General features: G+C 51.8%; 20 protein-coding genes. 9 read left to right on the top strand and 11 right to left on the bottom strand.

Annotation, left to right across the window (positions count from 1 at the left end):
• Positions 1-276 precede the first annotated feature (276 nt).
• The 3 genes from BW972_RS16830 to BW972_RS16820 all read left to right on the top strand — a co-directional run bounded on the left by BW972_RS16830 (position 277) and on the right by BW972_RS16820 (position 1,611).
• Positions 277-708, top strand: coding sequence for an STAS/SEC14 domain-containing protein (locus BW972_RS16830; protein ID WP_007660427.1), 432 nt, complete (start codon positions 277-279; stop codon positions 706-708).
• Between the two features lie 210 nt (positions 709-918).
• Positions 919-1,188 (top strand): hypothetical protein, encoded by a 270-nt coding sequence (locus tag BW972_RS16825; protein ID WP_007660425.1) that lies wholly within the window; start codon positions 919-921, stop codon positions 1,186-1,188.
• A gap of 108 nt (positions 1,189-1,296) precedes the next feature.
• A complete protein-coding gene (locus BW972_RS16820) occupies positions 1,297-1,611 on the top strand; it encodes a DUF6122 family protein (RefSeq protein ID WP_076422995.1) in 315 nt (104 codons plus the stop codon).
• Between the two features lie 180 nt (positions 1,612-1,791).
• Here BW972_RS16820 and BW972_RS16815 read toward each other — a convergent pair whose 3' ends face one another.
• Positions 1,792-2,433 carry a DUF3347 domain-containing protein gene (locus BW972_RS16815; protein WP_076422994.1) on the bottom strand — a complete coding sequence of 214 codons (642 nt, stop codon included), beginning with the start codon at positions 2,431-2,433 and terminating at the stop codon, positions 1,792-1,794.
• 170 nt (positions 2,434-2,603) lie between these two features.
• Between BW972_RS16815 and arsC the strand changes: the two genes are divergently transcribed.
• A complete protein-coding gene (gene arsC / locus BW972_RS16810) occupies positions 2,604-2,945 on the top strand; it encodes an arsenate reductase (glutaredoxin) (protein WP_007660417.1) in 342 nt (113 codons plus the stop codon).
• A 50-nt stretch (positions 2,946-2,995) separates the two neighbouring features.
• Here arsC and tamL read toward each other — a convergent pair whose 3' ends face one another.
• Positions 2,996-5,374, bottom strand: coding sequence for a translocation and assembly module lipoprotein TamL (gene tamL / locus BW972_RS16805; protein ID WP_076422993.1), 2,379 nt, complete (start codon positions 5,372-5,374; stop codon positions 2,996-2,998).
• Positions 5,375-5,387: 13 nt separating this feature from the next.
• Positions 5,388-10,478, bottom strand: a complete 5,091-nt coding sequence (locus BW972_RS16800; RefSeq protein ID WP_394333672.1) for a translocation/assembly module TamB domain-containing protein — start codon at positions 10,476-10,478, stop codon at positions 5,388-5,390.
• Between the two features lie 275 nt (positions 10,479-10,753).
• Here BW972_RS16800 and BW972_RS16795 point away from each other — a divergent pair, with 275 nt between their 5' ends.
• Positions 10,754-12,049, top strand: coding sequence for a hypothetical protein (locus BW972_RS16795; RefSeq protein ID WP_076423221.1), 1,296 nt, complete (start codon positions 10,754-10,756; stop codon positions 12,047-12,049).
• Here the strand turns inward: BW972_RS16795 and BW972_RS16790 are convergent.
• A complete protein-coding gene (locus BW972_RS16790; RefSeq protein WP_076422991.1) occupies positions 12,036-12,506 on the bottom strand; it encodes a YbhB/YbcL family Raf kinase inhibitor-like protein in 471 nt (156 codons plus the stop codon). The genes BW972_RS16795 and BW972_RS16790 overlap by 14 nt on opposite strands.
• A gap of 319 nt (positions 12,507-12,825) precedes the next feature.
• On the opposite strand from BW972_RS16790, the gene BW972_RS20145 reads away from it, so the two are divergent.
• The gene (locus BW972_RS20145) at positions 12,826-12,960 is read left to right on the top strand and encodes a hypothetical protein (protein WP_255345438.1); all 135 of its coding nucleotides are present in this window, start codon (positions 12,826-12,828) and stop codon (positions 12,958-12,960) included.
• Between the two features lie 123 nt (positions 12,961-13,083).
• On the opposite strand, the gene BW972_RS20140 is transcribed toward BW972_RS20145, so the two are convergent.
• The 6 genes from BW972_RS20140 to BW972_RS16760 all read right to left on the bottom strand — a co-directional run bounded on the left by BW972_RS20140 (position 13,084) and on the right by BW972_RS16760 (position 21,860).
• Positions 13,084-13,215: an acyl carrier protein gene (locus tag BW972_RS20140; protein ID WP_255345437.1), complete on the bottom strand. Its 132-nt coding sequence runs from the start codon at positions 13,213-13,215 to the stop codon at positions 13,084-13,086.
• 195 nt (positions 13,216-13,410) lie between these two features.
• Complete coding sequence (locus BW972_RS16780; RefSeq protein WP_007660652.1) at positions 13,411-16,590, bottom strand: efflux RND transporter permease subunit; 3,180 nt, start codon at positions 16,588-16,590, stop codon at positions 13,411-13,413.
• A gap of 93 nt (positions 16,591-16,683) precedes the next feature.
• Complete coding sequence (locus tag BW972_RS16775) at positions 16,684-17,739, bottom strand: efflux RND transporter periplasmic adaptor subunit (protein WP_076422990.1); 1,056 nt, start codon at positions 17,737-17,739, stop codon at positions 16,684-16,686.
• Between the two features lie 17 nt (positions 17,740-17,756).
• Entirely contained in the window at positions 17,757-19,109 is a 1,353-nt protein-coding gene (locus BW972_RS16770) for a TolC family protein (protein ID WP_234986429.1), read from the bottom strand.
• A 68-nt stretch (positions 19,110-19,177) separates the two neighbouring features.
• Positions 19,178-19,639, bottom strand: a complete 462-nt coding sequence (locus tag BW972_RS16765; protein ID WP_076422988.1) for a GbsR/MarR family transcriptional regulator — start codon at positions 19,637-19,639, stop codon at positions 19,178-19,180.
• 610 nt (positions 19,640-20,249) lie between these two features.
• A complete protein-coding gene (locus BW972_RS16760; protein ID WP_076422987.1) occupies positions 20,250-21,860 on the bottom strand; it encodes an alpha-amylase family glycosyl hydrolase in 1,611 nt (536 codons plus the stop codon).
• 141 nt (positions 21,861-22,001) lie between these two features.
• Here BW972_RS16760 and BW972_RS16755 point away from each other — a divergent pair, with 141 nt between their 5' ends.
• Positions 22,002-22,232 (top strand): hypothetical protein, encoded by a 231-nt coding sequence (locus BW972_RS16755; RefSeq protein WP_076422986.1) that lies wholly within the window; start codon positions 22,002-22,004, stop codon positions 22,230-22,232.
• Position 22,233: 1 nt separating this feature from the next.
• Here BW972_RS16755 and BW972_RS16750 read toward each other — a convergent pair whose 3' ends face one another.
• Positions 22,234-22,512 (bottom strand): GNAT family N-acetyltransferase, encoded by a 279-nt coding sequence (locus tag BW972_RS16750; protein WP_076422985.1) that lies wholly within the window; start codon positions 22,510-22,512, stop codon positions 22,234-22,236.
• Positions 22,513-22,682: 170 nt separating this feature from the next.
• Here BW972_RS16750 and BW972_RS16745 point away from each other — a divergent pair, with 170 nt between their 5' ends.
• Both BW972_RS16745 and BW972_RS16740 read left to right on the top strand, forming a co-directional pair.
• Positions 22,683-24,851 carry a glycoside hydrolase family 97 protein gene (locus BW972_RS16745; protein WP_076422984.1) on the top strand — a complete coding sequence of 723 codons (2,169 nt, stop codon included), beginning with the start codon at positions 22,683-22,685 and terminating at the stop codon, positions 24,849-24,851.
• A 127-nt stretch (positions 24,852-24,978) separates the two neighbouring features.
• On the top strand, positions 24,979-25,173 hold the full coding sequence (locus BW972_RS16740; RefSeq protein WP_076422983.1) for a hypothetical protein: 195 nt from the start codon (positions 24,979-24,981) through the stop codon (positions 25,171-25,173).
• Positions 25,174-25,361: the final 188 nt, after the last annotated feature.

The raw sequence follows: 25,361 nt of genomic DNA, 5'->3' as shown, positions 1-25,361 counted from the left end.
TAATTATGCTATTATTTACTGCATATTCTCATGTTTAAAGCTCAAAGCTACCAGTTGATGTGCAGAGTTAAAATGATATTTATCATTTTAGTAACCAGTGGTTTATGGAATATTAGATGCTATTATTGAAAGGCATAACAGGCGCGATGGGTTCCGTTTACATTCAAATAGAGTAGGTTTAATAACAGAATTGTCAATTTTACACAATAGTAACAACAGCCTAAGTATTTTCACGTTATATGAATATAGCAGTAAATAATAGACTGTTACATAGATATGAAGTCACCGCCTTACCTTCAAGTGCATTATGATCCGGAGCAGAGCTTAATTTCGAGCCATTGGCTGCGGGTCGTAGACAGTGCCGAGTACCGGCAGGCGCTGGTTAATATATGTCAGCAGTTGTATAAATCTAATGCCCTGGCCTGGCTGGTGGACTTCAGCCGTATGACAAGCCCTACTATGCGCGATCAGAACTGGACCATAGAACTGCTAAGTCACAGTTTACCCCACACCAAACTCCGCAAACTGGCGCTTGTGCTTCCTGACGATCTCTTCCTGGAGGTTGTGGTAGAGAAAGTAAGCTACAGTTTAATGAGTATGTCAAATATCAAAGTGCAGATAGGCCACTTTACAGACCCGCTCACAGCCCAACAATGGCTGGCAGCCTCATACGATCCGTGTGAAGGCCTCTTTCGTTACGCTTCCTAGCTAAACCCACTGATTACCTGAAATAATGGTAAATACACCCCACCGCCGGGTGTGAGAAATATTTTACTGGGTAAAGGGAAGGGTTTTAGGTAAAATTTCTGAATTAAATTGAAAAAATGGATGATTATCCTGAAATATTCATGAACTTTTTAAGAAGAGTTCATGTAATGAAATTGCTATTAACTTATAATCCTTTGCACATACATTACTATGAAAGAGCTTGAGAGAATCCAGAAGGCACTACGGCACAGCAACACCCTTGTATTGAAAGACTGTGAAAAGAAGGTAGAGTGTTCTTTTATAAAGGAGGGACTGGTTTACGATAATTTCCAGATCGAGAACAACGTACTGGCGACAGCCTTGCAGGAAGCGAGTCTGAACGGTATCGTGGAGGGCTTGCATTTTGAGCGTCTCAAAAATACCTATGAGTGGTTTGCGCTGCGTGTGAAATCCAGGATGCTTTTAGATACTCTGAAATAGTTAATTCCCATAGCTATAGAAAAAGCCCTTTGCTAAACGCTGGCAAGGGGCTTTTTTGTGCGTCCTGATGGAGGCAACCTAGACAGTGCTCATGTAGTACAGTGCTGTATGACCATATCCCTTTCCTTTGCCATTCACATGTTCCTGCACCTGGCTGTACCTCTGGCGTTTGCAGCTTTGTTTTACAGAGAGCAGTTCATTAGGGCTTCTCTGATCATGCTGGCAGGTCTGGCCATTGACGCTGACCATCTGCTTGTCAGACCAATTCTCGACCCCTGGCGCTGCAGTGTTGGCTTCCATTTACTGCATCAATACTGGCTTATACCTGTTTATGTAGTTCTGGCCCTTATACCCAAAACCCGGCTGATTGGGCTCGGACTTGTCATCCACATCTTCCTCGATTGGATAGATTGTTATATGTGATTTAGTGAATGAGTGAATAGGTAGGAAAGAGAATTTTTTCTTTTGTAAGCAGAAGGGCTGATCATAACTGATCAGCCCTTCTGAGTTGGGAGGTGGTATGGTAGTACTTCCTCGAGGAGGAAGGAAAAATAAGTTTTACGCGAGCGATTTCCTGAACTACATCACTCACTCAATCACTCATTAATTGAACACTTCCTCGTTGCTGCCGCACTTAAGCATGCTGCTGCCGAAGTAAGGGTTGCGTATTTCTGGCTTGGTGCTCACCCAGTAGGCACCCTGGTTGTTGTTTACCATCGGGCAATGCTGGTAATATACTTTCTGGTCGGTGGCGCCAAAGGCTTTGGTCAGTGAGAACACAGCTTCTGACAGGTCTTCCAGCTGGTTGCGCTGCTCGCCCAGGTCGTTGGTGCCGGCAATGGCAGCGGCGGAATTGCGTACTTTTTCAATCTGCTCTTCAGCAAATTCTTTCTGTTCAGGTACCTGCAGTGTGGCTACAGGCATGGCGTTCGCAGAAGCAAGCACAGCATTGGCAGCTTCTTTGGCCGCCTCCGGGTCAGACTCTACCATGGCGTCTTTCAGCACTATGTATTCGTCCAGCATCTGTGACAAATTACGTGTCATAGGCTCGGCTACTGAATCAAAAGTGGGTGTTTCTACTACTACTGTACCTGCGGCAGGCATATTATCGCCGTGCGCCATGCCATCATGGTGCTCGTGGTCATGCTCTTCAGTAGCATCAGCCTGTTGCTGGTTGTTGTCCGATGAACAGGAAGCGAAGGCAAACATAGCTACCAGCGCTGCGAAGAATGTTGTCTTTTTCATAATGGTTTATTAGGAAATAGAAAGGTTGGTTACTAAAGTGAAATATAACGGATGCCCCTGACGGGCTCTCTTTTTTTGCAAAGTTAAAGCTTTTTGGCGAAATGAAGGTAAGGGGGCTGCTTTAGCCTTGTTTTGCTTTTACGTATCTTTGAACAAATCAAGTTTTAGAGATGGTTACGATCTATCATAACAACAGATGCAGCAAGAGCCGCCAGACGCTGGAACTGCTGCGCGAAAAAGGGGAGGAGCTCCAGGTAGTGGAATACCTGAAGGAAACACCATCCGCACAGGAACTGAAAGCAGTGCTTAAGAAGCTGGGCCTGAAGCCAGAACAGGTGCTGCGCAAAGGCGAACAGGTATACAAGGAGCAGTATGCCGGTAAGAGCTATACCGACGAGGAGTGGCTGCAGATCATGGCGGAGAATCCCATCCTGATTGAGCGCCCGATCGTGGTGAAAGGTGACAAAGCAGCTATCGGGCGCCCACCGGAAAAGGTGCTTGAAATTCTGTAAGAGCCAGGTATAGCAGGTATCAGGTACAGCGTTTATACCTGACACCTGCCTTAGAACGGATACCCGATGGCAATGTTCAGCACAACGCCGTGTTCGCCGGGACCGGGGTTGAAACCGAACTTGAAATCATCGAGGACGAAACGTTCGCCCTGCGGCAGGTAGGGCACACGCACCGGTATACCCAGGTCAAATCGGATCACAAAGAACTCGATGTCAATTCGGAGGCCGAAGCCGGTGCCAACCGCCAGCTCCTGGATAAGATTGCCTGCCTGGAATTTGGGCTTGTCCAGGTTCCCATCCTGGTCGTAGGTTTCGTCGATCAGCCAGATGTTACCGGCGTCCACAAACACAGCCCCTCTGAAGAAGCCGAAGATCGGAAAGCGGTACTCGGTGTTTGCCTCCAGTTTTATATCCCCCACCTGATCAAAAAAGGAGAAGGCCTGGTCGTCCGGTACATTGTAGGTACCCGGCCCGATGCTGCGCGCCCGGAAGGCCCTGATGCTGTTCGGGCCGCCGATCGAAAACTGTTTCACATAAGGCATGGTGCGGGAGTTGCCATAAGGGTAACCCACCCCGGCGATCAGCCTGGTGGCCAGTTGACTCTGCTCGCTAAAGTTGAGATAGTAACGGAAGTCGTTGTCGATGCGGGTGTACTGCGAGTAAGGCTGGTTAAAAATAGTGCGGGGAGGCACCGGCGGGTCCACTGCATCGTCCCGTTTTTCATTGCCCAGCAGCGACTGCACCGCACTTACCAGGTTGCCCGATACATCCAGTGTAGTGGCATTGAAGAACTGGTGTGTCTTCTTTTCCAAGGCAAGTGTGCTGAAGGTATGCTGGTAAATGGAGCCGATAATGAACTGCTCCTCGAAGCTGCTGCGCAGAAAAGGGTTGCGTTCCAAGAGGGTCTCGAACTCTTCTGTCTGCCGGCCCAGGCGTACATACTGCAGGTTGATCGGGGTAAAGTCATGTGTAATGGTCTGCTTCGGACGCCAGTTATACCCGTAGGAGGCGTTGAAGGAGTTCATCTGGAAAAACTGCACCCGGTTCAGGAAATTGTAGCCCAGCGTAATGCGCGTCTTAGGTACAAAGGCGGAGCGCAGGTTGGGCAGGTTAAAGGGCGCCACCAGCCGGGGGAAGGTGAGGGAGGCCTGTGCCCCCAGTTCGTAAGAGTTCAGCCCGACCGGATTCTCAGGGTTTTCTTCGGAGTTGCTGACCACCCGCCGGCCGCCAACCTGGTTTTCGAAGCGGCCTGTCAGGTCCAGCGTGAGCGTTTCAGACCCCCTGAATGCATTCCGGTTGCGGAACGAGACCGTGACGCCCGGTCCGGCCAGGTTATTGGACTTGCTGACCATTTGCGCCTCCGCCCGCAGCGACTTTTTCAGTGCTGGCGTCATGAAAACAAATGCATCCAGGCGGTCTTCTTTCAGCGTGTCGAGCTCGTACCGCAGGTTGACAAATTTATAAGCACTCAGGCCAGAGAGTCTGCTGACGGTAAGCAGGTGGTTGCGTCGGCTGTATACACTGTCCTTCTCCAGAAACAGGCCCGGCACCACATGCTTTGCCCGTACATAGTTTTCGTTCGGGATGTAATTGTAGGCGTCGAAACGGAGGGTGTCGCTCACCGACAGGCTGTCGTTGATGGTGAAGTTGGAGTTAATGAAAATATCATCGATCCGGTAAGGACGAAGCGACTGGGAAGGGGTATCCTGCTTGAGCCGTAGTAGCACATCCACTTCCTTGTTGCCTACCGTGGTGTCGGCACTGAAGATGAGCATGTTGGGGGCAAAGAAGTAGTAGCCCCTGTTCTTCAGGGCCTGGTCAATGCGGGCACGCTCCGCTATCATTTTATCCAGGTCGTAAGGCTCCCCTTTTTTGAGAACGGAGTTTTCCTGCATCCGCCTGATCTCGGTATGTATAGGTAGCGAGTCGCTGGCGGTATATGAAATGTTGCGGATGCGGTAAGGCTCGTGCACGGTGGCGGTCCAGGTAATGGTAGCTTTTTTCTTTTTGATGGTGGTGTCGCTCTGTACGGAGTTGAAAAAGTAGCCCCGGTTGTGCAGGCGGGCTTGCATCACCTCGTTTATACTCGTGGTGTCCACTTCCGAAAGCAGCACAGGCGGTTCGCCGATCTTGGTCTGTATCCAGTTTTTCAGCCCCTTTTCCTTTTCAGTGTAAAAGGCATTGTAGATCCACAGTTTGGGTCGCATGCCGAGTATAGAAGCATTGGGCTGTGGGCGAACCGTGGCACTCAGTTCAGTCTCCAGTTCGCCGCTGCGGTTGCTGCTATCCTGCTCATCGTTTATCTTAACATTAAAACCTGCAAATAGGGCGTCTCCTTCCGGTACTGTCTTCGTGCTGCTGCAACCGGGCAATACCCAGCTCAGCGCCAGACATAAAGCAAACAGGGTATAGCGTAAAGCTGCTGTCATATAGGGTTTGTTCTTATTCTTCTTTGATGACTTCTTCTACTTTTTCTTCGGCTTCCTGCTCTTCCTTGCGCTTCTCCCGCTCATTGAATTTGATGGCTTCCTCCATGCGGCGTTCTTCTTTGCGGGCCTGACGGCTCTCCAGGCTGCGGAACAGGTCAGAGAAGTTGTCGTAGTCGCGCACGAAGATCAGGGCCAGTCCGGTTGCCCGCACGTCGCCTTCCAAAAAACCTTCGTACTGGTTGCGCTGGAAACCGCGTACCCGCAGCCTGCCGTCTTTGGTGATGGAGTACTCTACGGACACGTCGCCGCCGAAGCCGCTCATGTTACGCTGCTGCGGCTCCCGCTGTCCCTCCAGGCCTATGTCTGTACCTACGCGTACGGTCAGGCGGTCGTCCAGGAACTGCTGACGCATGGCCACGTTCAGGTCGGTGCGCCCTTCGGCAGAGCCGGAAGAATAGTCTTCGTAGGAGCTCACGCCCAGCTCCAGGCCCAGTCCGCCGGCATAGCGGTTGGTGAGCTGGTTCAGCTGATCCGACATTACCTGGCTCAGGGAGTTACGGGCAGTTGCTGCCAGGCCGCCACCGGAGCTGGCCAATGGATCGGGAGCCAGGAACCGTCCCAGTACCAACAGCGCAAACACCTGTTTATTCATCTCCGACTCATCCTGGCGCAGTGTGCCGAGCATGCTTTCTACGCTGCCGTCCATGGCACCACGTTCCTCTTCCTCCAGCTGAATGTCAAAACCTATCTCCGGCTTCAGCATCTCGCCTGTCAGGTTCACATACACTTCAAAAGGCAACTGGTTACGGAAGCGGCTATCTGCCTGTTCCATACTCCCTGTCTGGGCTGCGAGAAGCTCCATGGGGGCAGTCTGCACCCGGTAGATCGCCGTGATCTGCATGTCGGCCATCATCGGGTCCCCGGTCCAGTTGATGTAACTGCCTTGGGTAATGTCAAGTTGCCGGGACACCAGGTCATAGAAGTCCATGCTATACCTGCCCTCGGTGATTTCATAGCGACCACTCATGCTGATCTGCCCGCTTGGTGTAATGCCAATGTAAAGGGGAGAGGCGCTGCCACGCACGACCAGGTTGTCGCCTGTGGTCGGGTCTATCACAATCGTGATGGTCGAGGCATCGGTCACCGTAATCTGTGCGTCGACGTTGGCACCCACGAAGCCGGCAGTCGTGCTTTCCTCGATCACCTTTCCGATAATGGCGTTGAGGGAGTCGTTGAGGTTTACGAATTCTACCACACCTTCCCGCTCCGCTGCCGCCACATCATCGGCAGGGATTACGGTGGTGAAGGTGGAGTTGTCCAGCACTGTTACAAATACTTCGATATTCGGCTCCATCATGCTGCCGGTGATATTGGCCTTCAGGGCCATTTGCACGTTGCCGTAGAACAGGTCGTTGTCATTGGCGGTAGAGTTCATGGCCAGGAAGCGATCTGTCTGCGCACGCAGGTCGAAGGTATAGTCGGTGTAGTTCTGCGTCAGGATGCGGCCGTTGATGTCGAGGGTGTTGCCCAGCGAATCGGTGAGGGTAAAGTCGCGCATGCTGATGCCCTGTTCCGTAAATTCCAGCCGCTCGTTTTTGAGGGTGTAGGGCGTGTTGAGCATCGTCAGGTTGAACTGTGCCTGGTTAAAGTCGAGCGCCCCACGAATGTTTGGTTGCTCCAATGTGCCGGTAATGCGCATTTTGCCCGAGGCACTGCCGGCCAGGTCGGCTACCATACCTTGCGTGAAGCCCCCGAACGAGGCCAGGTTCAGATTGGCCACATTGGCATCCAGGTTGAGCAGGCTGGCATCTGGCTGCATTTCATAAAAACCAGTCACCAGCACCTGGTTGCCATTGCCGGACAGTGCCAGGTCCAGGTTGTAACGGTTTTCTCCGGCTGTATTTGCTTTCAGCGCAATATCTCCTACCGGTATACCGGTATAGGCGAAGTTGGAGAGCGTCATATCGGCTGTAAAGCCCGGGTTGCCTGCCATCAGATCGGTGACGGTAGCGGTTCCGTTCAGTACCCCTGTCATCACACTGTCCTGCTGTTGGAAAGACTCCATGATATAGCCGATCTCAAAATTGCCAAACTCCACCTGTAAAGGAGCATTCGGACCAACGGGACCAGTACTATTGAGAAGCAGGTAATTGCCGTTGCGCTCCAGCCGGAGGTTTTGGGCGTATAGCAGATCCGTGTCGAACTGCAGGTAATTGTCCTGCGGTACAGACCAGGGGTCTCCGTTGATCACCAATTGCTCCGGGTTAATGGCGAAGCGGTAGCCCGGGCCAAGGCTGTTGAGCACACCGCCAATTACAAACTGCTCCACGCTGTCGAGGTCAGCCATAGCCAGTCGCAGGGTCATGTCATTGTCGCGGGCAGCTCCGTCCAGGCTCACATTGTTGATCAGCAGTGAAGGCGACCGGATCTCGCGCACGCCGAGGCTGTAACCCATCTGCTCCCGGTTACCCCGCACCTGCAGGGCTATATCGTGTATGTTATAGTCGGTATAGACAACCTGTCCGACGTTGGCATCCATGGCGAATTCCTGCGTTTCGCCATTGTAGGAGGCCGTGATCGGGCCATTGACCTGCAATTGCTCCAGGTCAGGCACAAAAGAGGCGATGATATCCGGGCGGCGCAACTGTACTTCCGCCTCAAAGTCCCCCAGGTTCAGGTTAGCAGGGAAGGGCGGGTCGGGCTGGAGATCGAAGTAAGCCGAAAAGTGCTTGGCGAGTGCGGTGGGCAGCTCAGCCAGGTCATTGGTGAAGCGCATATCGGCATCCGCTATACTGGAGTTTAGCGCAATGGCTGTACCCGGCATATTCTGCCGCAGCGTCAGTTGCAGCGAATCGATCGGGTAGGAGACACCCTCCAGGCGCACCCGCACGTTATCGCCTTCCAATGTGCCACTGATGTCACTGGCATCGTTACCGGCAAAGCGACCGCGCAGCTGCCCCCTGATACCCAGGTCCTCTTCATAAAAATTGAGGGCTTTCAGGTCTACGCCTTTGAGGTCCAGGTCAAAGACATACTCACCCCGCTCTGCATTGCGCAGGTTAAAGTCGCCTTTCAGGTCGAAGTTCAGGTTTTCGTCTCGGGCACGGGCTGCGACATGGTACAGGTTGCGGTCGATGCGGGCATCCACATCCACATTGTTGTAGGCGTAGTTGTTGTAGTTCGCTTCTTTAATTCGGGCTTGCACATCAGCACGCATGGTTTCGGGAGTTAATCCGGTTCCTCTCGCGGTAGCCTCAAAAGCCACACGCCCCACACCATAGTCTTCCGTGAAGAGCTGCCGCAGGTCAAAGCCTGACGTTCTGACCGTCGCCCGGAATGGCTCGGCTCCTGCCGGACCCTGGTCCATGTCTACCACTGCGTTCAGGTTGCCAAAAGAGCTGTTGATCGCTGCATTCAGATCAAAGTTGGTGAGGGTGCCGCTATACCTGCCCGTCATACTCAGGTTGTTCGGGATTCGGATTTCCGGCGGAATCGTGCCGGGAGGAGCGAGGGCCAGGATGTCGGTGCGGGTGGTCGCCATGCGGTTGATGTCGATGTCCATAGCCAGCCGGTCCGGGTCCATCGCATTGCGCACATTGCCGCTCACATTTACGGCTGTGCCCTGCAGACCCGCTACCTGCAGCTGCTGTATGTTGATGTTGTCCAGGCGCCCCTGCGCACGACCGTCAAGGCGTATCGTAGAATTCGCAATTTTGCGGAACGATGGGTTATCTGCAAGGTCAGGTGCAAAGTACAGGGCATCCTGCATACCGATGCGTGAGTTGTCGATGTCTAAGTCCAGCCGAACAGCGTCCAGGTTATCGGTCAGATCGTCCCAGGAGGTATAGCGCAGGGCCAGGTCTTTGCTGATGCGGCTGTGTCCGGTCTGCAGGTCGAGGTTAGCCAGCCGGGCATGGGTGGAGTCGAGCGTGATATCCGATTGGAAATTGTTGAGCCGGAAGCCGCTCTGTTCTTCGAGCTTGAGCTGGTTAAGCTGCATGCCCATCTGGTTGAGGCTATACCTGATATCCTCTGCATCCATTTCGATGTTGGAGAAGCGTAGGTGGTTGTAGTCCATCCCACGTGCCTGTCGTGGCGCATCGGCATTGTCCATACCTGCCTCCAGGCCGCTTACGCTCAGCTTCCCCAGGTTCACGACCCAATTCACGGGCTGTCCCTGTGTTTTCTCTACCGACTCGTCCAGTTTCCGCACCGTTTCTGCCGGGTTCACCGCCAGAGAGTCAGTCGGCTTCAACTTCTCCTGCACATAGAGCACCTTTGAGTCGTGCAGGTCGAAACTGCGCAGGTCAATGCGGGCGTTAGGCAGGTCAATATCGTCTACTGCCAGTTCTGATTTTCCCAGCTTGAGCTCAATGCGTTGGTCAGCCGGTATGCTTGCATAGTTCAGCGCAAAGTTCTCGACTTCCACACCGCTCAGACCAAAGTCAAAGGTGATGGGCTCGGAGGGTTCGTCAGGCGGAAGCTTAGTTTGCACATAGTTTATACCTGTGTTTCGCAACTCAATATTATCGAGTCGGTAGATCTCCTCTTCCAGCTTGAGCTCTTCCATGGTGGTGGTGAGCTGGCCTACTCTGGCCCTGATGTGATTGCCGCCTGCCTCGTCGTTGAAATTGACATACACATTCTCCAGGTTAATCAGACCCAGGTCTATTTGCATTCCTCCCGTCGTGTCGGCGGGCTGAGCTGCGGTGGTATCGGTCGCGAATGCCTCCGCCAGGAAATCGAAATTGGAAGTAGAGTCGGGGCGGATGTGCAGGTTGAGGGTAGCCTGCTGCAGGTCTATTTTGCTGATGTTCAGCTCACCGCTCAGCAGTGACCATAGTTTGATGTCCACCCCAAGGCGCTGGCTGTACCAGAGCGTGTCCTGCTGCTGGTCTTCCAGGTATACATCCTCCAGCACTACGGCATTGCGCCAGTCTGTCTTAAAACGCCCGATCTCTACGCGGGTATCCAGCATGCCGGCCAGGTATGAGGCCCCTTTCTGAGCTGCGAAATTCTGTACTTTCGGGATTTGCAAAGCAATGATGATGAGCAATAGCAGGCCCACTACAATGGCAAGGAACCAGAGTATCACCTTGGCAATGGTTTTTCCGATATGTTTAGCTGATGCGATATGGAATTAGTTTTACTGTTTGACTTTACGAAAGATTGCTAACAAGGATAGAATTTTTTACTAATGACTATGGCACCCGTCCTGGTACGCCATAGTAGGGTTACAAGGATGCGACAGCTATTGTTTATACCCCTGGCTGGAGGCAGGTGAGTATATTTAGTAAGTGATGCGATGTAAGTGGTTAAATATCAAACAACTGGCTGTGGTTTGAGTACAATAAAACGTTGGTTTTTTTGTGTATGGCCATGGATGAGTCTGCTATACCTCCGGGTTTTAAGGAGATGTTGGGTTTTGGGTTGGTAGAGGCTTTACTTGGCCGTCGCTCCCGTCGTTTTTTTATGGGGGCGGAAATCCCTGATGGCGTGTTTGCCTACAAATCGGAAAAGGACCCGATGCCCCTCTCTGAACTGGAGAAACTGCTCGTGGTGACGGCCTGTGCCGGTAACACGGGCTGGCACAACATGATCTACCGGGCGCAGCGTTATGCGCCGCATCTGTCCAACTATGCGGCTGCGGCAGGAGGGCGTACTTTTCCCTCTGCTGCCGGCTTCCATACCTCCATGACTTTTTTCACCGATGACACCGGGGTGTATGTCGTAGACAACCGGGATGCGCCGGCCTCGGCCGACAAAGCGGCGGACGGGTCTCTGGATCTGGATGAAGTGGTGCAGGCCTTGCAAAGCCGCATCAGAAAGCTCCAGGACGGCCGTCTGAAACTTCCCTCCGAAGTGCCTTTTGTGGAAGCGCACAACACCTGGGTGACCAATAAGCCCGGTACGCTGCTGGTGATACCCGTGGCTGACCTGGCCCAGCACGTGCTGCTGGCAATCTGCTACATGCTGCAAAACGGGCTCGTACTTTACGATGACATCCACAAGCAGGCATTGCCAGGTATAGAGCGGTTTAAAAACATCGGGGATGTGAATAATGTGTGGCCCATCACATTTGTGGAGCAGCTGTCACTTGCCGAGGTATGCGCGGAAATGGCGACTTCCTGCTATGCCGGTGCTCTGCTGTTGCAGGCCATGGGGCTGGGTGGCTGGATGTACGATGGCATAGACCCCTTCAGTGTGCTGGGGGCAAGTGGTGTGGCAGGAGTAGAGGGGCTCGGCTTTCGCTACGATAAGGATGAGCGCTGGCCTTACCCCAACCCGACCGGGCTGCAAGGTATAATGGAGGGCTACTGTCCGCCTCACTATCCGGATATGCGGGCTGCCGTGGAGGCTGTGTGTGCGCGAAAATTTGGAAGGGGAGGCCCTTTTGATCCGACGACACCCGGACCCTGGCGGGAGAGTGCCAAGGTGAGGGGAGCAGCTCAGGTACACGACGAGGCATTCAGGGAGTGTGTGGCGCTGCAGGCACAGTATGTATTCGACACCTTTGGCAAGTTCCCGGGCACGGTGCCGTCTATGTTTATCTGCACCTATCTACAGGCGCATCACCTGGATCCGGCTTTTTATGACAAGTTCTATCAACCGGGTGCCTACCTGCACACCCACGCCCATCACATGGCGCAGTGGCATCCAGTTACGCCATCATGACATTGTAGCGACTGTATACGCCCATCAGTTCGCCCATTGCGAGCACATGCTGGCCTATCACACGGAGTAGTGCCTGCCTGCCAGTGCCTTCTTTGATGTTCAGCATCACATCCAGGGCGTAAATTCTGTAATAGTAATGGTGCAGCCCCTGTGGCGGGCAGGGGCCGCCATAATGCAGCCTCCCGAAATCATTGGTTCCCTGTATACCAGGCACAACCCCTTCCTCGATCAGGTTGGATGGAGGGACATTCCATACCAGCCAGTGTGTCCAGATGCCCCGTGGTGCGTCGGGGTCCTCCACGATGATTACCAGGCTTTCCGTGTACTTTGGCAAGTTCCTGATCTCGAGCGGCGGACTGATGTTCTCACCGTCGCAGGTATAGCGGGTAGGAATACGCTCCCCCTGCGAAAAGGCGGGACTTGTGAGGTATAGCTTTCCTTGGGTTCTCGACTGCATAATGTTTCAGTTACTGTATAGTATCAATGTGATTGCTGTCCGGGAGGCAGGGTGAACATAGCAGGAGCGCATAATCAGTGTTTATATTTATATTGTAACTTAGTTTTTTTATAAAGGTTGAGTTTTTAAATAGAAAAAAGTATAGTTTTACTAATAATTTTCTTAAATAGAGTTGGTAATTGGCAATTATTATCCTGAATAAGGCTAAACAAGGAGGGTTAAATAAATTTTAGCAGGATTTTTCTTTAAACTATTGAGAATTAGCCAGAACCTGTTAACTTTCGTATATAAGGCAACTTGGATAAAAAAGCATCAGGTTATGGAGGTATTCATCATCTTAACAGTACTGGCAATTTATGCAGTAGGCTACCTGTTGTACTACATGTATGGCAAAGAGGAGCGAAAGAACCAAAAGTACTACCGCTATCAAAAGTATGACCGCTACCAGGTATAAGGAGAAATAATACTGTTTGTGTTTTCAGTTTGCGGGCTTTGCCCGCAACTGTTACAGCATAAAAAAGGTGCAGGATAAAGTCCTGCACCTTTTTGGCTTGTATCAAATGGGAAATTCTATTAACTAACTCGCTCTTCTTAACTGCAGGTAGTTCACCAGATCATCAATCGAATACACGGGTACTTCGTCCGGGATCACGACATCAAACTTTTTCTCCACTGCCAGTATAATATCTACAACGTCAACTATATCCATTCCATTTTCCCAAAGTCCTTTGGGGCCGGAAAGTTTATGTGGGGCGATTGCTTTTAATCTGCTTACCAGATTAATTACCTCTTTGTATAAGGTAGTTCTAGGATCTGCCATATGTTCTAAAATAAAGGGTAATTCATTTCACGCTTTCCACCAGGCTCCTCCTGCCTTACAACGGACAGGAGGAGGGGGAATATCTTAGTGCGCAAACTCGTGCGCCATCTTTCTTTCTTCAAGCTCTTTCGTTTCGTGCTCCAATTCTTCCAGTGACTTTTCTTCCAGATGGATCACCGTCTTCTTGTCCAGCCCAAGCTTAGCCAGGATGCGGTCGAAGCCATAGTAGATGATCGGCACCACGATCAGGGTCAGGAACATGGAAGAACTCAGGCCACCGATCAAAGCCCATGCCAGACCGTTTTTGGTCGCGGCTACCGAGCCACCTGCCAACGCGATCGGCAACATACCAATTACCATCGCCAGGGTCGTCATCAGGATCGGACGGAAACGGATTCTTACCGCTTCTATCAGGGCCTCTTTCACTTCCACGCCTTCATCTTTCAGCTTGTTGGTAAAGTCGACCACCATAATCGCGTTTTTGGCTACCAGACCGATCATCATGATAATACCCAGGATGGAGAAGATACTCAGGGCCTGTTGTGCCAGCGCAAGGGCCAGCAAGGCACCGATGATCGCCAACGGTATAGAGAACAGTACCACCAGCGGGTATACATAAGAGTCATACAGGGCCACCATGATCAGGTACACGAAGATGATCGAGGCCAGCAAGGCGATACCCAGCGTACCGAAACCTTCGCTCTGGTTTTTCATGTCACCACCAAACTCGTAGCTAACACCTTTCGGCGCTTCTACCTCGGCCAGTTTCTCCTGAATCTCTGCACCGATCGAACCAGACGGACGACCAATTACCTGTGAGTTCACGTTCACGGAAGTCACGCGGTTGTAACGCTCCAGCTGCGAGGGACCCGTAGACTGGCGGATGTCGGCAAACTGACCCAAACGTACCAGCTGTCCCATATTGTTCACAAACGACAGGTTGGCAATGTCAGTCACGTTGCGGCGGTCGAACTCGTCGAGGCGGATGTTGATGTCGTAGTCTTCGGTACCGGAGCGGAAGGTCACGTCAGAGTTACCGCTGAAGGCCAGCTGCATGCTCGCACCCACGTTCTCCAGCGACAGGCCTACATTGGCCATTTTATCGCGGTCCACTACAACTTCAATCTCGGGGTTACCGCCTTCCACTGACATTTCCACGTCGGCCGTACCAGACACGCTTTCTACCACACCCATCACGCGCTGCGAGAAAGCCATCACGCTGTCCAGGTTCGATCCTGAGATGATCAGCTGGATAGGGGCCTGCGAGTTACCCACCAGACCTACCGGCACTGGTGTCACCTCCACATTTGGCAGTTTGCTCTCAATGTCAGCTTTGGCCTGACGGCTGAACTGGTCGGTACTGAAGGTACGCTCTTTCACGTCTACCAGCGTTACCGATACTTCGGATTTGTATGCCGTGTTCTGGCCCTGCTGTGCCGAAGAGGTAGTACCTACGGTGGTGAATACTTTCGATACTTCCGGGAAGCCCTCCAAATATTGTTCTACCTGACGTGTAGCAAAGTTGGTCTGCTCTACCGTCGCATTCTTAGGCAACTCCAGCTGCAAGCTCACCTCACCACGGTCACCGGCAGGTATAAAGGCCGAACCGATAAAGCCGAGTGGCACCAGCGCAAAGGAGGCGACCAGTAAGATCATGGTCACGCCCAGCGTGATCAGCTTGTGGTTAAAGGCCCACTTCAAAGCGGCTGTAAAGCCGTCGATGATGCGGTCCAGGGTGCGCTCGAATGCCAGGATGAAGCGTCCGAAGATGTTCTTATCCGAAATGTGCTCTAGGCGTGAGAATCGGCTCGCTAATAGTGGAATCAGCGTGAAGGCTACGAAAAGCGAGATCATCGTTGACACAGCCACTACCACCGCAAACTGACGCAGGATGTCTGATACCAGACCCGATGAAAGGGCGATCGGAATAAACACCACCGAAATTACCAGTGTGATGGAGGTAACGGTTGCCATGATCTCACGGATACCGTCGTAAGCGGCCTGCGCCGGTTTTTTGCCCATTTCCATGTGGCGGTGAATGTTCTCGATTACCACAATGGCGTCGTCCACCAGGATACCCACCACAAGCGAAAGCGCTAGCAGCGACATCAGGTTCAGCGAGTAACCGAACAGGTACATGAAGATGAAGGTCGCCACCAAAGAGGCAGGTATAGAGATCATCACGATCACTGCATTTCGGAAAGAGTGCAGGAATAGCAACATCACGACCGCCACCAGAATTACCGCAATCATCAAGTCATGCAGTACCGAGTCGGCTGCCTCGAGTGTAAAGTCAGAGGAGTCGTTGGCGATGTTGAAGTTCAGTCCAACATCAGCGTAGGTCTTCTCCAGTTCAGCCAGGGCCTCCTTGGTCAAACGGCTCACTTCCACAGCGTTGGCATCTGACTGCTTCTGGATGGTAATACCCACAGACGGACTGCTGTTTACACGGGTCAGTACTTCAATGTCTTTCTGCGTGTCCTGTACTTCGGCCACGTCAGCAAGCCGTACAATGCCGTTAGCATCTTCACGCACAATCAGGTTACGCAGTTGGTCCAGCGATGCAAACTTACCAGCCAGACGGATCTGCGTCTGTCCGCTTTCCTGCTTGATCTTACCTGTTGGGAAGTCAAGGTTAGAGTTACGGATCTTCTGCTGTACCTGTAGGATGGAGAGGTTGTAGGCCTCCAGTTTGTTGGCGTCGATGTTTACCTTGATCTCACGCTCCTGGCCACCCAGAATTTTGATGGCGGCCATACCTGGTATGCGCGACAGTTCCGGCTTGATCTTCTTGTCGATCAGGTCGTAGAACTCGGTCGGCGACATGTTGGCGGTTGCCCCCATCTTGATGATCGGGAGGTCATCGAGGTCAAACTTGTTCAGCGTCGGCGACTCCGCATCATCCGGCAGGTTGGCCAGGATGGTGTTGATCTTTCGCTGCGCGTCCTGCAGGGCCAGGTCTACGTTGGTACCCTGGTTCAGCTCCACCACAATAATGGAGAAACTCTCCAGGGAGGTGCCACGCATCGTTTTCACGTTTTCAAGTGCCGACAAGGCTTCCTCGATCTCTTTTGTCACGGAGTTCTCTACCTCATTAGGAGAAGCACCCGGATAGATGGTAGAGATGGTCAGCACCGGCGGGTTGAACTTCGGAAGAAGCTCGTAGTTTAGTGCGCTATAACTCGCAACACCCAGTAGTGTGAGGACCGTGAAGACCACTACCACCAAGGTTGAGCGCTGTATAGATATTTTGGTTATGTTCATTTCTAAATGTTCTTAAGAAAGAAGTAATTCGATAGTAGACACGAGCGTGGACGCTCGCGCCATCATCAATCTTCGACTCGCGCCAATTGCTTACTATTTCAGCACCGTTACTTTCATGCCTTCACGCAGGTTGATCTGGCCGCTTTGCACGATCTGCTCGCCAGGCTGCACGCCTTCCAGGATCTCTACTTTATCCTGCGTTACCACGCCTACACGCACCGGACGCTGACTGGCCTGACCGTCCTTCACCACATACACCAGTGGGTTCTGGATGCTGCCTACGATTGCCTCACGCGGCAACAGCATGGCGTCACGCTGGTCGGCTACGTCGAAGAAAGCAGTGCCATACATACCGGCTCTCAGGTTGTTGTTAGCGGCATTTTTCACTTCCACTTCCACGTCAAACTTCAGGGTTGCATCAGCCTGCGCGGCGATGGCCGTAACAGTGCCTTCATACTCCTGGCCTGATCCGGCATCAGCTTTCACTTTTACCTTGTCGCCTTTGTTGATCAGCAGTACTTCGCTTTCAGAGGCTTTCACTTTCAGTTTCAGTTTGTCCACGTTCACGATGTCATACAGTTTCGTGCCCGGGTTCAGGTAAGAACCAACTTCCACATAAATCTCGTTGATCTCGCCGCTGATAGGGGCGGTGATGCGCGTCTTGGTCAGACGCTGACGGGCAGCTACCAATTGCGCTTCCGTTGACTTGGCATTCAGTCGGGCATCCTCCAGCTGACGCTTCGTGATAGCATCGCCGGCAGCCAGGTTCTCGAAACGCTCCAGGTCACGCTTGGCCTTTTCAGCATTTGTCTGAGCGGTGGCCAGGTCGGCAGCCATGGTGTTGCTCTCTACCTGTGCCAGCAGTTCGCCAGCTTTCACTTTGTCACCTTTGCGCTTGAGCACGCTCTTGATCTGGCCTTGTGTTTCAGACAGCAGTGTCAGACTCTGGATTGGGGCGAAGTTGCCCTGTGCCGTAAAGGACTTGTCCAGTTTAGCAGAAACTACTTCGGTAATGGTCACAGGTATAGCTTCGCTCTTGATGGAGGCTACGGCGGCATTGGCGGCCATTTGCTCTTTGTTGCTCATCAGCTTAAAGCCTATAGCGCCCAGAATCGCGATAACGACTACGATATAAATCAGCTTTTTCATTTTGTTCTTTGTGATGCTTATTTAATTAATGAGTTTAGGTCGCCGGTAGCTTTCAGATAGCCGAGTTGGGCCAGCTGGTACTTCAGCATTTCGTTGTTCAGATTTGTTTTGGCTTCGCGCAGACTTACCTCCGCTTCAAGCAGGTCGGTCAGCGGCGAGATGCCTTCTTTGTAAAGATCATTCGTGGTGTCGTATACCTCCTGCGCCAGCGCCACATTCTGCTCCTGCGCCGCAATTGAGGCGGAGCTGTTCTGCAACTGGCTGATGGAGTTCTCCAGCGCCACCTCCAGGTTCTTGGTCAATTTCTGGCGATCAGCTTCCAGCGACTTCAGCGTGTACTCTGTCTGCTTCACCTGCGAGTGCTTGCGCATACCATCGAAGATCGGGATGTTGAGTTGCAGGCCGATGATGCCTGTGCTGAACCATGGCTGGTTATTATCGAAGAAGTTAAACTCCTTGCGCATGGCATTGTACTGGAATGTACCCGTGGCAGACAGGGTAGGGTAGTAGCCCGCCTTGATGTTCTGCTTTTGGAGTTCCGTCAGCTCGGTCTGCTTGTTCAGCAACTGCAGCTGCGTCTGTCCCTGCACCAGGTCCTTGCTGCTGTTGAAAGCCGCGGCTCCGGTATCGAGTGTAATAGTGGCGTCTGTCAAAGCGATGCCTTCTTCCAGCGGCATACCCATGAAAAACTTCAGGATATTCATTTGCTGGTCCAGCGCACTGGTCAGCGTTTGCAGCTGGGTCTCCAGGTTGGTTTTGTTCACTTTGATGCGGTTCACGTCCACCTTGCGGGCCAGGTCATTTTCGTACTGCAGCTGCAGGATCTTGCCCAGCTGATCCAGTCGGGCCAGGTTGGCGTTGATGATCTCAAACTGTTCTTTCGTCTGCAGGATCTGGAAGTAAGAAGAGCTCACGTTATACATGACTTCTTCTTCAGTCATGGCCTTGCGCAGACGGTACAGGTCCTCGCTGCTCTTGGCTGCTTTCAGGCCTACAAAGTATGACTGGTTGAACAGCAACTGCTGAAGCTGTATACCTGCCGATGCATTGTACTTGGTACCAAACTGCACCGGAATCATCTCATCAGGCTTTCCCTCAAACACGTTCGGGATCACCTGCACCGGTATAGCCGGATACATGTTGAAGTTACCAAAGCCGTTCACCTGCGGCAGTCCGTTGCTCTTGGCCTCTTTGACCATGTACTTGGCGCTCAGTTGGTCGTAAGAGGCCTTTTGCATGTCCTCGTTATGCTCCAGCGCATACGTGATGGCCTCCTGCAGACTCAGCGTCTGCACATCGGGCTTCTCCTGCGCCACAACCGGCTTCACGAAAAGCATGGCCAATCCGACTACTAAATATTTGATTTTCACGTTTTTGTTTATTATGTTTAGATATAAGTAGTTAGTTCTGAAAATTGTGAACTTAAAAACTAAAAAAATTATGCTCTACTTTTTTCCCATTCGTCGATCAGGCGGGGCATTTGTGCTTTCATGTAATCCAGAAAGCTGATAAAGTCATTCAGCTTTGTATCATAAATTGGATTTTCGCGTTTTCTGACTTCCAGTACCCGTTTTAGAAGTGAGTTGAGATAACTCAGATCTTCCATCTTCTTGGCAAACAACTCACGCCAGTTGGAGGACTTGATGCGGAAATAACGTTTTCGGTCTCCGGAGAAGGTGGTGTATTCGATGTGTCCTGTGTTCAGGAGCATGTTCAGCGAGTTGCTGGTCGCGCTTTTGCTGATGCTGAGGGTTTCGCTGATCTCGTCGAACGTGAGCTCAGGACGATCAGAAACAAGCAGCAGCCCCATCACCCGCGCCACAGCAGGCTGGAAACCGTTGTTCTCCTGATAGATGCCAAATTCCTCAATTAAGCTACGCTGTTCTTCGCTAAGAGTCATGATATTACCTTTCTTTTATAGCTTTAACGATGCAAAGGTAATGCTTAGTTTCATTAGTTCATAATTTACAGAACTAAAATTTTGATATAGGTATAGGTTTAGTGTTCATGAAAGTTAAAGCAGCATGTGGTGGAGGTAATTTGTTGCCTCTATTATTGTCATTTTCGCCCTCGCTCGCGTCCCGCGAGTGTGAGCTACCGGATGGCCTCTGGCCGCTAACTATAATTTACTAACTGCTAAAGGGCTAAACTCATTTGCGCTAGAGTAAATATAGTGCTCAGGTTCAGAAACCAGTCCAGCTCTCACGGGGTTTTGATGAATGTAATTGACCTTCTGTTCTATGACAGCGTTCGTTCGTAATGACGTAGGGTGGTTTGTATAAGTTCAGAAGTGGTAGTCGCTATTCTGCCTCGTAAAGACGTTAACCCAGCCTACTACTGTTAGTGTTACAAAGTATAATTCACCTTGTTCTGTTTTGCGGTATTCACTCATGCTTAACTATTTCTTGTAAACCTTACGCCAGAAATAACCAAAGCGGCCAGAGGCCGCCCGATAGCTCACACTCGCCAGAGGCGAGCGAGGGCTAGATAATAGTCTGATGTAGCCAATATCACAGATGCTTTAACCTGATCACCATCCCCTCGTCGCCGCTCAGGCTTATCTTGTCTTTCACCTCAGTGCCTTCCCGCTCTGGCAGCGTGTCTATTTCAATGGTTCCCTCGAACTGGAAGTGCTCCGGGTGGAAATGACACGTTTTGTGGCTCAGGTTCAGCAGTATCAGAAAGCGGGTGTTAGAGGTATAGCGCATATAAGCCAGCAGCGGTTTCTGGGCCTCCATCGGCTTATAATGACCGATACGCAGGGCATCTTCTTCCTGACGGAGGTTCAGCAACCGCTGGTGCAGTGCCAGCATGGAGCCGTGGTCGTCAGACTGTGCCTTTACATTCACCCGACGGTAGTCCGCTGGCAATGGCAACCATGGTTTAGATGGACTGAATCCGGCATTTTCACTGTCGTCCCACTGCATGGGGGTGCGCTGCGGGTCTCGGCTCAGGTTGAGTCCGGGCATATTGAGACCCTGTGGATCCTGTACCTCCTCCTCAGGTATAGGCACGTCGCGCATGCCTATCTCATCTCCATAATAGATGGTGGGAGTACCGCGTAGGGTCAAAAGCAACATCGCCGCTACCCGTGCCTGGTCCTGGCCCACACGACTGGAGATACGTGACTGGTCGTGGTTGCCGAGCACCCAGTTTGGCCACCCGCCTTCCGGCAGTGCAGCCTCGTACTGATTGATGTTGGAGGCGATTTCTCCCGCATCCCAGTCGGTGGAGAGCAGCAGAAAGTTGAAGGGCAGGTGCGCTCCGTTTTTGTCTGTGCCGTAGTAGGTCATCAGCTTGTGGATGGGCAGGTAGATCTCGCCGATCATCATGCGTTCGTCGTAGCTGTCGAGCACTTTGCGCATCATGTGCACAATGTCGTGCACTTCCGGTTGATCGGTGGAGTAGGCCGGAATCAGCTTTTCGTATGTTGCCTGGTGTGATTTATAATTCGGATTGGTGGGGTTGTCGCGTAACTGGTCATCTTTGATCATGTGCCACATCACGTCCACCCGGAAGCCGTCCACCCCCTTGTCGAGCCAGAAGCGCATCACGTTCATCATGGCCTCCTGCACCTCCGGATTGCGCCAGTTCAGGTCTGGCTGCTCTTTTAGGAAAGCATGGTAATAATACTGTTGCGTTTTTTCGTCCCACTCCCAGGCACTGCCACCAAACACACTGAGCCAGTTGTTCGGCTCGGAACCATCTTCTTTCGCATCTTCCCAAATGTACCAGTCGCGCTTCGGGTTGTCTTTGGAGGAGCGGGACTCCTTGAACCAGGGGTGTTCGTTGGAGGTATGGTTGGGCACCAGGTCGAGGATCAACTTCATGCCCCGGTCGTGTACCGCCTGCAGCAGCTCGTCAAAATCCTCCATGGTACCGAATAGCGGATGGATGTCGCAGTAGTCAGAAATGTCATAGCCGAAGTCAGCCATGGGGGAAGAAAAGATGGGAGAGATCCAGATAGCTGTCATGCCCAGCGACTTGATGTGGTCCAGTCGCTGGATGATGCCCTGCAGATCGCCTACACCATCGCCGTCACTGTCCTGGTAAGATCGTGGGTAGATCTGATATATTACGCCCTCCTGCCACCACAGGTATTTCTGATTCTCGTCTTTCATTTTTGTCGGTTTTTCTGCAATTCGGCCTAAAGCCGGTCGTGTCGTATTAATGGTTCATGTACGGGAGAATGCGCCGCGGGGTACAGATGTATCTCAACCAGAGGATAAAGCCTGCGTTATAATGATTTGATGTAGACAATTATGGAGCACAGTTTTTCATCATTCTTCACAGGCTTGGGTCTGATTGGTATCCTGATCGGTATCGTGTTCTTGGTATTTGTGGTGTGGAGTGTGGTCTGGTCCTATAGCGATGCCCGCCGAAGAGGCAAATCCCCCTGGCTGGTGGCCCTGATGGTCCTGTTCATGGTATGGCCAGTTGGTTTAATCGTTTGGTTGTTGCTCCGGCCGCAAAATACAAATCAGCAGGTATAAGCTACTCCCAACACACGATGTCGTCGTATTCTTTGTGGCGTTTCACATAGGCTTCCACAACGGGACAGGACGGTACAATCTGGCATTTGCACACCTTGGCATGTTCCAGTCCTCCCTTTACCAGTTTGTCGGCTATACCCTGGCCGCGGTGTTGTTCGGGTACATAGGTATGGTCGAAGTCCATTTGTCCCTGGTCAGTGATGGTATAAGTAAGCTCAGCCTCACCACCTTCGAGGATAATATAAAAGCGGGTGTCTTCTTCGTCGTGAATGATTTCCATGTGAATATAGTAGTATTTGGAACAGGTATACGGGCTGTGGGAGAAGGTGTTAGAAAGGCCGACTCGGGATAAAGCGGAGAATATTGTAATTTGCATGCATCATTCAAAACCTGTAGGAGGCTAGCAGAGTACAATCAGCGGTTCCTACATTACATGTATTATCTTACACTATGCAACAAAACGCTAACCTGACTGATCGCCTCTCACGGCGGCTGTCACTTTTCCTATTCCTGTTCCTGATCACCGTGCTGGTGCAGGCGCAGACCATCACCTCCCCGGACAAAAACCTGAGCATGACCTTTGAGTTGGCTGCCAACGGGGTGCCTACTTACCAACTGACTTACAAGAAGAAGCCGGTGATCAAACAAAGCAAGATGGGCTTTGAAATGAAAGACGTTCCTTCTATGATGAATGATTTTACTGTGGCTAAGACGGAGCAGAACAGTGTGAACGATACCTGGGAGCCGGTATGGGGAGAGCAGAAAACCATCCGCAACAATTACAATGAGTTACTGGTAACGCTCAACCAGAAGGAACACAAGGACCGCCACATCCGCATCCGTTTCCGTCTGTTCAACGACGGATTGGGCTTCCGTTACGAGTTTCCGCAGCAACCCGAGCTGAAATATTTTATCATCAAGGAAGAACACACGGAGTTCAACCTGACCGGCGATCACAAGATCTTCTGGATACCGGGCGACTACGACACGAACGAGTATGCCTATACTACTTCACAAATCTCTCAGATACCGGGCCTGATGGAGAAGGCAACCATCGACGTGCATGCCCAGCATCCGATCAAAACCCTAGCTGTGCAGACGCCTTCCATGATGAAATCATCGGACGGACTGTACATCAACATTCACGAAGCAGCTTTGCTGAATTACCCGGCTATGAACCTGAACGTGGATCCGAAGACCTTCAAGTTCAGCACACACCTGACTCCGGACGCCGTGGGTAACAAAGGCTACATGCAGACCGATACGCAGACCCCTTGGAGAACCATTGTGGTGAGCGACAAGGCTACAGACATCCTGGCCTCTAAACTGATCCTGAATCTGAACGAGCCAACCGCATATGAAGACGTATCCTGGATCAAGCCGGTGAAATATATCGGTATCTGGTGGGAATACTTTGTGGCCGGTAAGAGTACCTGGGCCTATGGCAAGGAAACCAATGTGAAGCTGACGGATGACTATACCAAGCTGACCCCGAGCGGCCGCCACGGTGCGACAACGGAGAATGCTAAAAAGCACATCGACTTCGCCGCAGAGCATGGCTTTGACGCGGTGCTGATCGAAGGCTGGAACATCGGCTGGGAAGACTGGTTCGGCAACTGGAAAGAAGAAGTGTTCGACTTCGTGACTGCCTATCCGGATTTTGATGTGAAGGAAGTACAGAAATACGCTGAGTCGAAAGGGGTGCGCGTGATGATGCACCACGAGACTTCAGGAGCTGCCACCAACTATGAGCGCCGTCTGCACGAGGCCTTCCAGTTCATGCAGGACCACGGCTACAACTCTGTGAAGACCGGTTATGTGGGCAAGATCATCCCGCGCGGTGAGCACCATGACGGGCAGTGGATGGTGAACCACTATAACTATGTGGCCAACACCGCAGCCAAGTATAAGATTATGATCAACAGCCACGAGGCTGTTCGCCCGACTGGTCTGCACCGTACTTTCCCGAACTGGCTGGCGCAGGAGTCAGCCCGCGGTACTGAGTTTGAAGCCATGGGCGGTCTGGCCCCGGATCATGCCACAATCCTTCCATTTACCCGCCTGATGGGTGGCCCGATGGACTATACGCCTGGCATTTTCCAGACAGACCTGTCGTATTACCATGGCGGTGAGCAGCGCGTGAACACCACCCTGGTGAAGCAGTTGGCTTACTACGTGACCATGTACAGCCCGCTGCAAATGGCCGCCGACATACCTGACAATTATACCCGTTTCCCGGATGCGTTCCAGTTTATCAAAGACGTAGCGCTTGACTGGGATGATACCTGGGTGCTGGAAGCCGAGCCAGGCGATTACGTGACGATTGCCCGCAAAGCGAAAGGCAAGAACGAGTGGTACGTAGGCGGCATCACCGACGAAAACACCCGTACCGCCAACGTGCGTTTCGACTACCTGCCAAAAGGCAAAACCTACATTGCAACCATCTACGCCGATGCGAAAGACGCCAGTTGGAACAAGAATCCGCAGAAGTACACCGTGCGCAAAGTGCTCGTGAACTCCAAAAGCGTACTGAAGCAGCAACTGGCCCCAGGTGGCGGTGTGGCTGTCAGTGTGAAGGAGGGAAGCAAGCAGGAGCAGAAGGGTTTGAAAAAGTTGTAAGCTTATTCAGTTGATACTATATAAAAAGCGCCGTGCAGGAATGTACGGCGCTTTTTTTGGTTGCAATCGAATTATTTTAAGGTGTGATTTGTATCTTGTTGATATGTAAACTTTTAGCCACTTACCTATGTACTCAGACAAATTTGAAGAAAATTATACGCAAATCCTTCACACACTTTTAAAAGTTTTCGCCAATAGCTCCGAAGTTGAACCTGAAAAGTTTTTCGACCTGGCCAGCGTCATAGAGAAATTGCGTGATGCCAGTCCTGTCCTTTACGATGCAATCAAATCGTTGGAAGACGAGCAAAGCAAAGCCACTTAGTATTTCCATCAGGCTGACAGTGCTGTAATATCCTTTTAACAGTGCTATTACAGCACTGTCAGCTTTTTAGTTACCAGTCCGCGTTCCGTCTGGATGTGCAGGAAGTAGAGCCCGGCTTTGGCAGTTGGCAGCTTTATCTGCACCGCCTCCGGCCTCGGGCCGGAGATGCGGGTCTGGTGCAGGCGCTT

This window comes from Pontibacter lucknowensis (assembly GCF_900156415.1).
Taxonomy (GTDB): domain Bacteria; phylum Bacteroidota; class Bacteroidia; order Cytophagales; family Hymenobacteraceae; genus Pontibacter; species Pontibacter lucknowensis.
The sequence above is the reverse complement of the archived record's forward strand: the minus strand, read 5'-3'. Positions and strand labels throughout refer to the sequence as shown.

Bases quoted from the DNA above. Each gene is read 5' to 3' on its own strand.
- BW972_RS16830 (WP_007660427.1), top strand. From the start codon at position 277: ATGAAGTCACCGCCTTACCTTCAAGTGCATTATGATCCGGAGCAGAGC.
- BW972_RS16825 (WP_007660425.1), top strand. From the start codon at position 919: ATGAAAGAGCTTGAGAGAATCCAGAAGGCACTACGGCACAGCAACACC.
- BW972_RS16820 (WP_076422995.1), top strand. From the start codon at position 1,297: ATGACCATATCCCTTTCCTTTGCCATTCACATGTTCCTGCACCTGGCT.
- BW972_RS16815 (WP_076422994.1), bottom strand. From the start codon at position 2,433: ATGAAAAAGACAACATTCTTCGCAGCGCTGGTAGCTATGTTTGCCTTC.
- arsC (WP_007660417.1), top strand. From the start codon at position 2,604: ATGGTTACGATCTATCATAACAACAGATGCAGCAAGAGCCGCCAGACG.
- tamL (WP_076422993.1), bottom strand. From the start codon at position 5,374: ATGACAGCAGCTTTACGCTATACCCTGTTTGCTTTATGTCTGGCGCTG.
- BW972_RS16795 (WP_076423221.1), top strand. From the start codon at position 10,754: ATGGATGAGTCTGCTATACCTCCGGGTTTTAAGGAGATGTTGGGTTTT.
- BW972_RS16790 (WP_076422991.1), bottom strand. From the start codon at position 12,506: ATGCAGTCGAGAACCCAAGGAAAGCTATACCTCACAAGTCCCGCCTTT.
- BW972_RS20145 (WP_255345438.1), top strand. From the start codon at position 12,826: ATGGAGGTATTCATCATCTTAACAGTACTGGCAATTTATGCAGTAGGC.
- BW972_RS20140 (WP_255345437.1), bottom strand. From the start codon at position 13,215: ATGGATATAGTTGACGTTGTAGATATTATACTGGCAGTGGAGAAAAAG.
- BW972_RS16780 (WP_007660652.1), bottom strand. From the start codon at position 16,590: ATGAACATAACCAAAATATCTATACAGCGCTCAACCTTGGTGGTAGTG.
- BW972_RS16775 (WP_076422990.1), bottom strand. From the start codon at position 17,739: ATGAAAAAGCTGATTTATATCGTAGTCGTTATCGCGATTCTGGGCGCT.
- BW972_RS16765 (WP_076422988.1), bottom strand. From the start codon at position 19,639: ATGACTCTTAGCGAAGAACAGCGTAGCTTAATTGAGGAATTTGGCATC.
- BW972_RS16760 (WP_076422987.1), bottom strand. From the start codon at position 21,860: ATGAAAGACGAGAATCAGAAATACCTGTGGTGGCAGGAGGGCGTAATA.
- BW972_RS16755 (WP_076422986.1), top strand. From the start codon at position 22,002: ATGGAGCACAGTTTTTCATCATTCTTCACAGGCTTGGGTCTGATTGGT.
- BW972_RS16750 (WP_076422985.1), bottom strand. From the start codon at position 22,512: ATGGAAATCATTCACGACGAAGAAGACACCCGCTTTTATATTATCCTC.
- BW972_RS16745 (WP_076422984.1), top strand. From the start codon at position 22,683: ATGCAACAAAACGCTAACCTGACTGATCGCCTCTCACGGCGGCTGTCA.
- BW972_RS16740 (WP_076422983.1), top strand. From the start codon at position 24,979: ATGTACTCAGACAAATTTGAAGAAAATTATACGCAAATCCTTCACACA.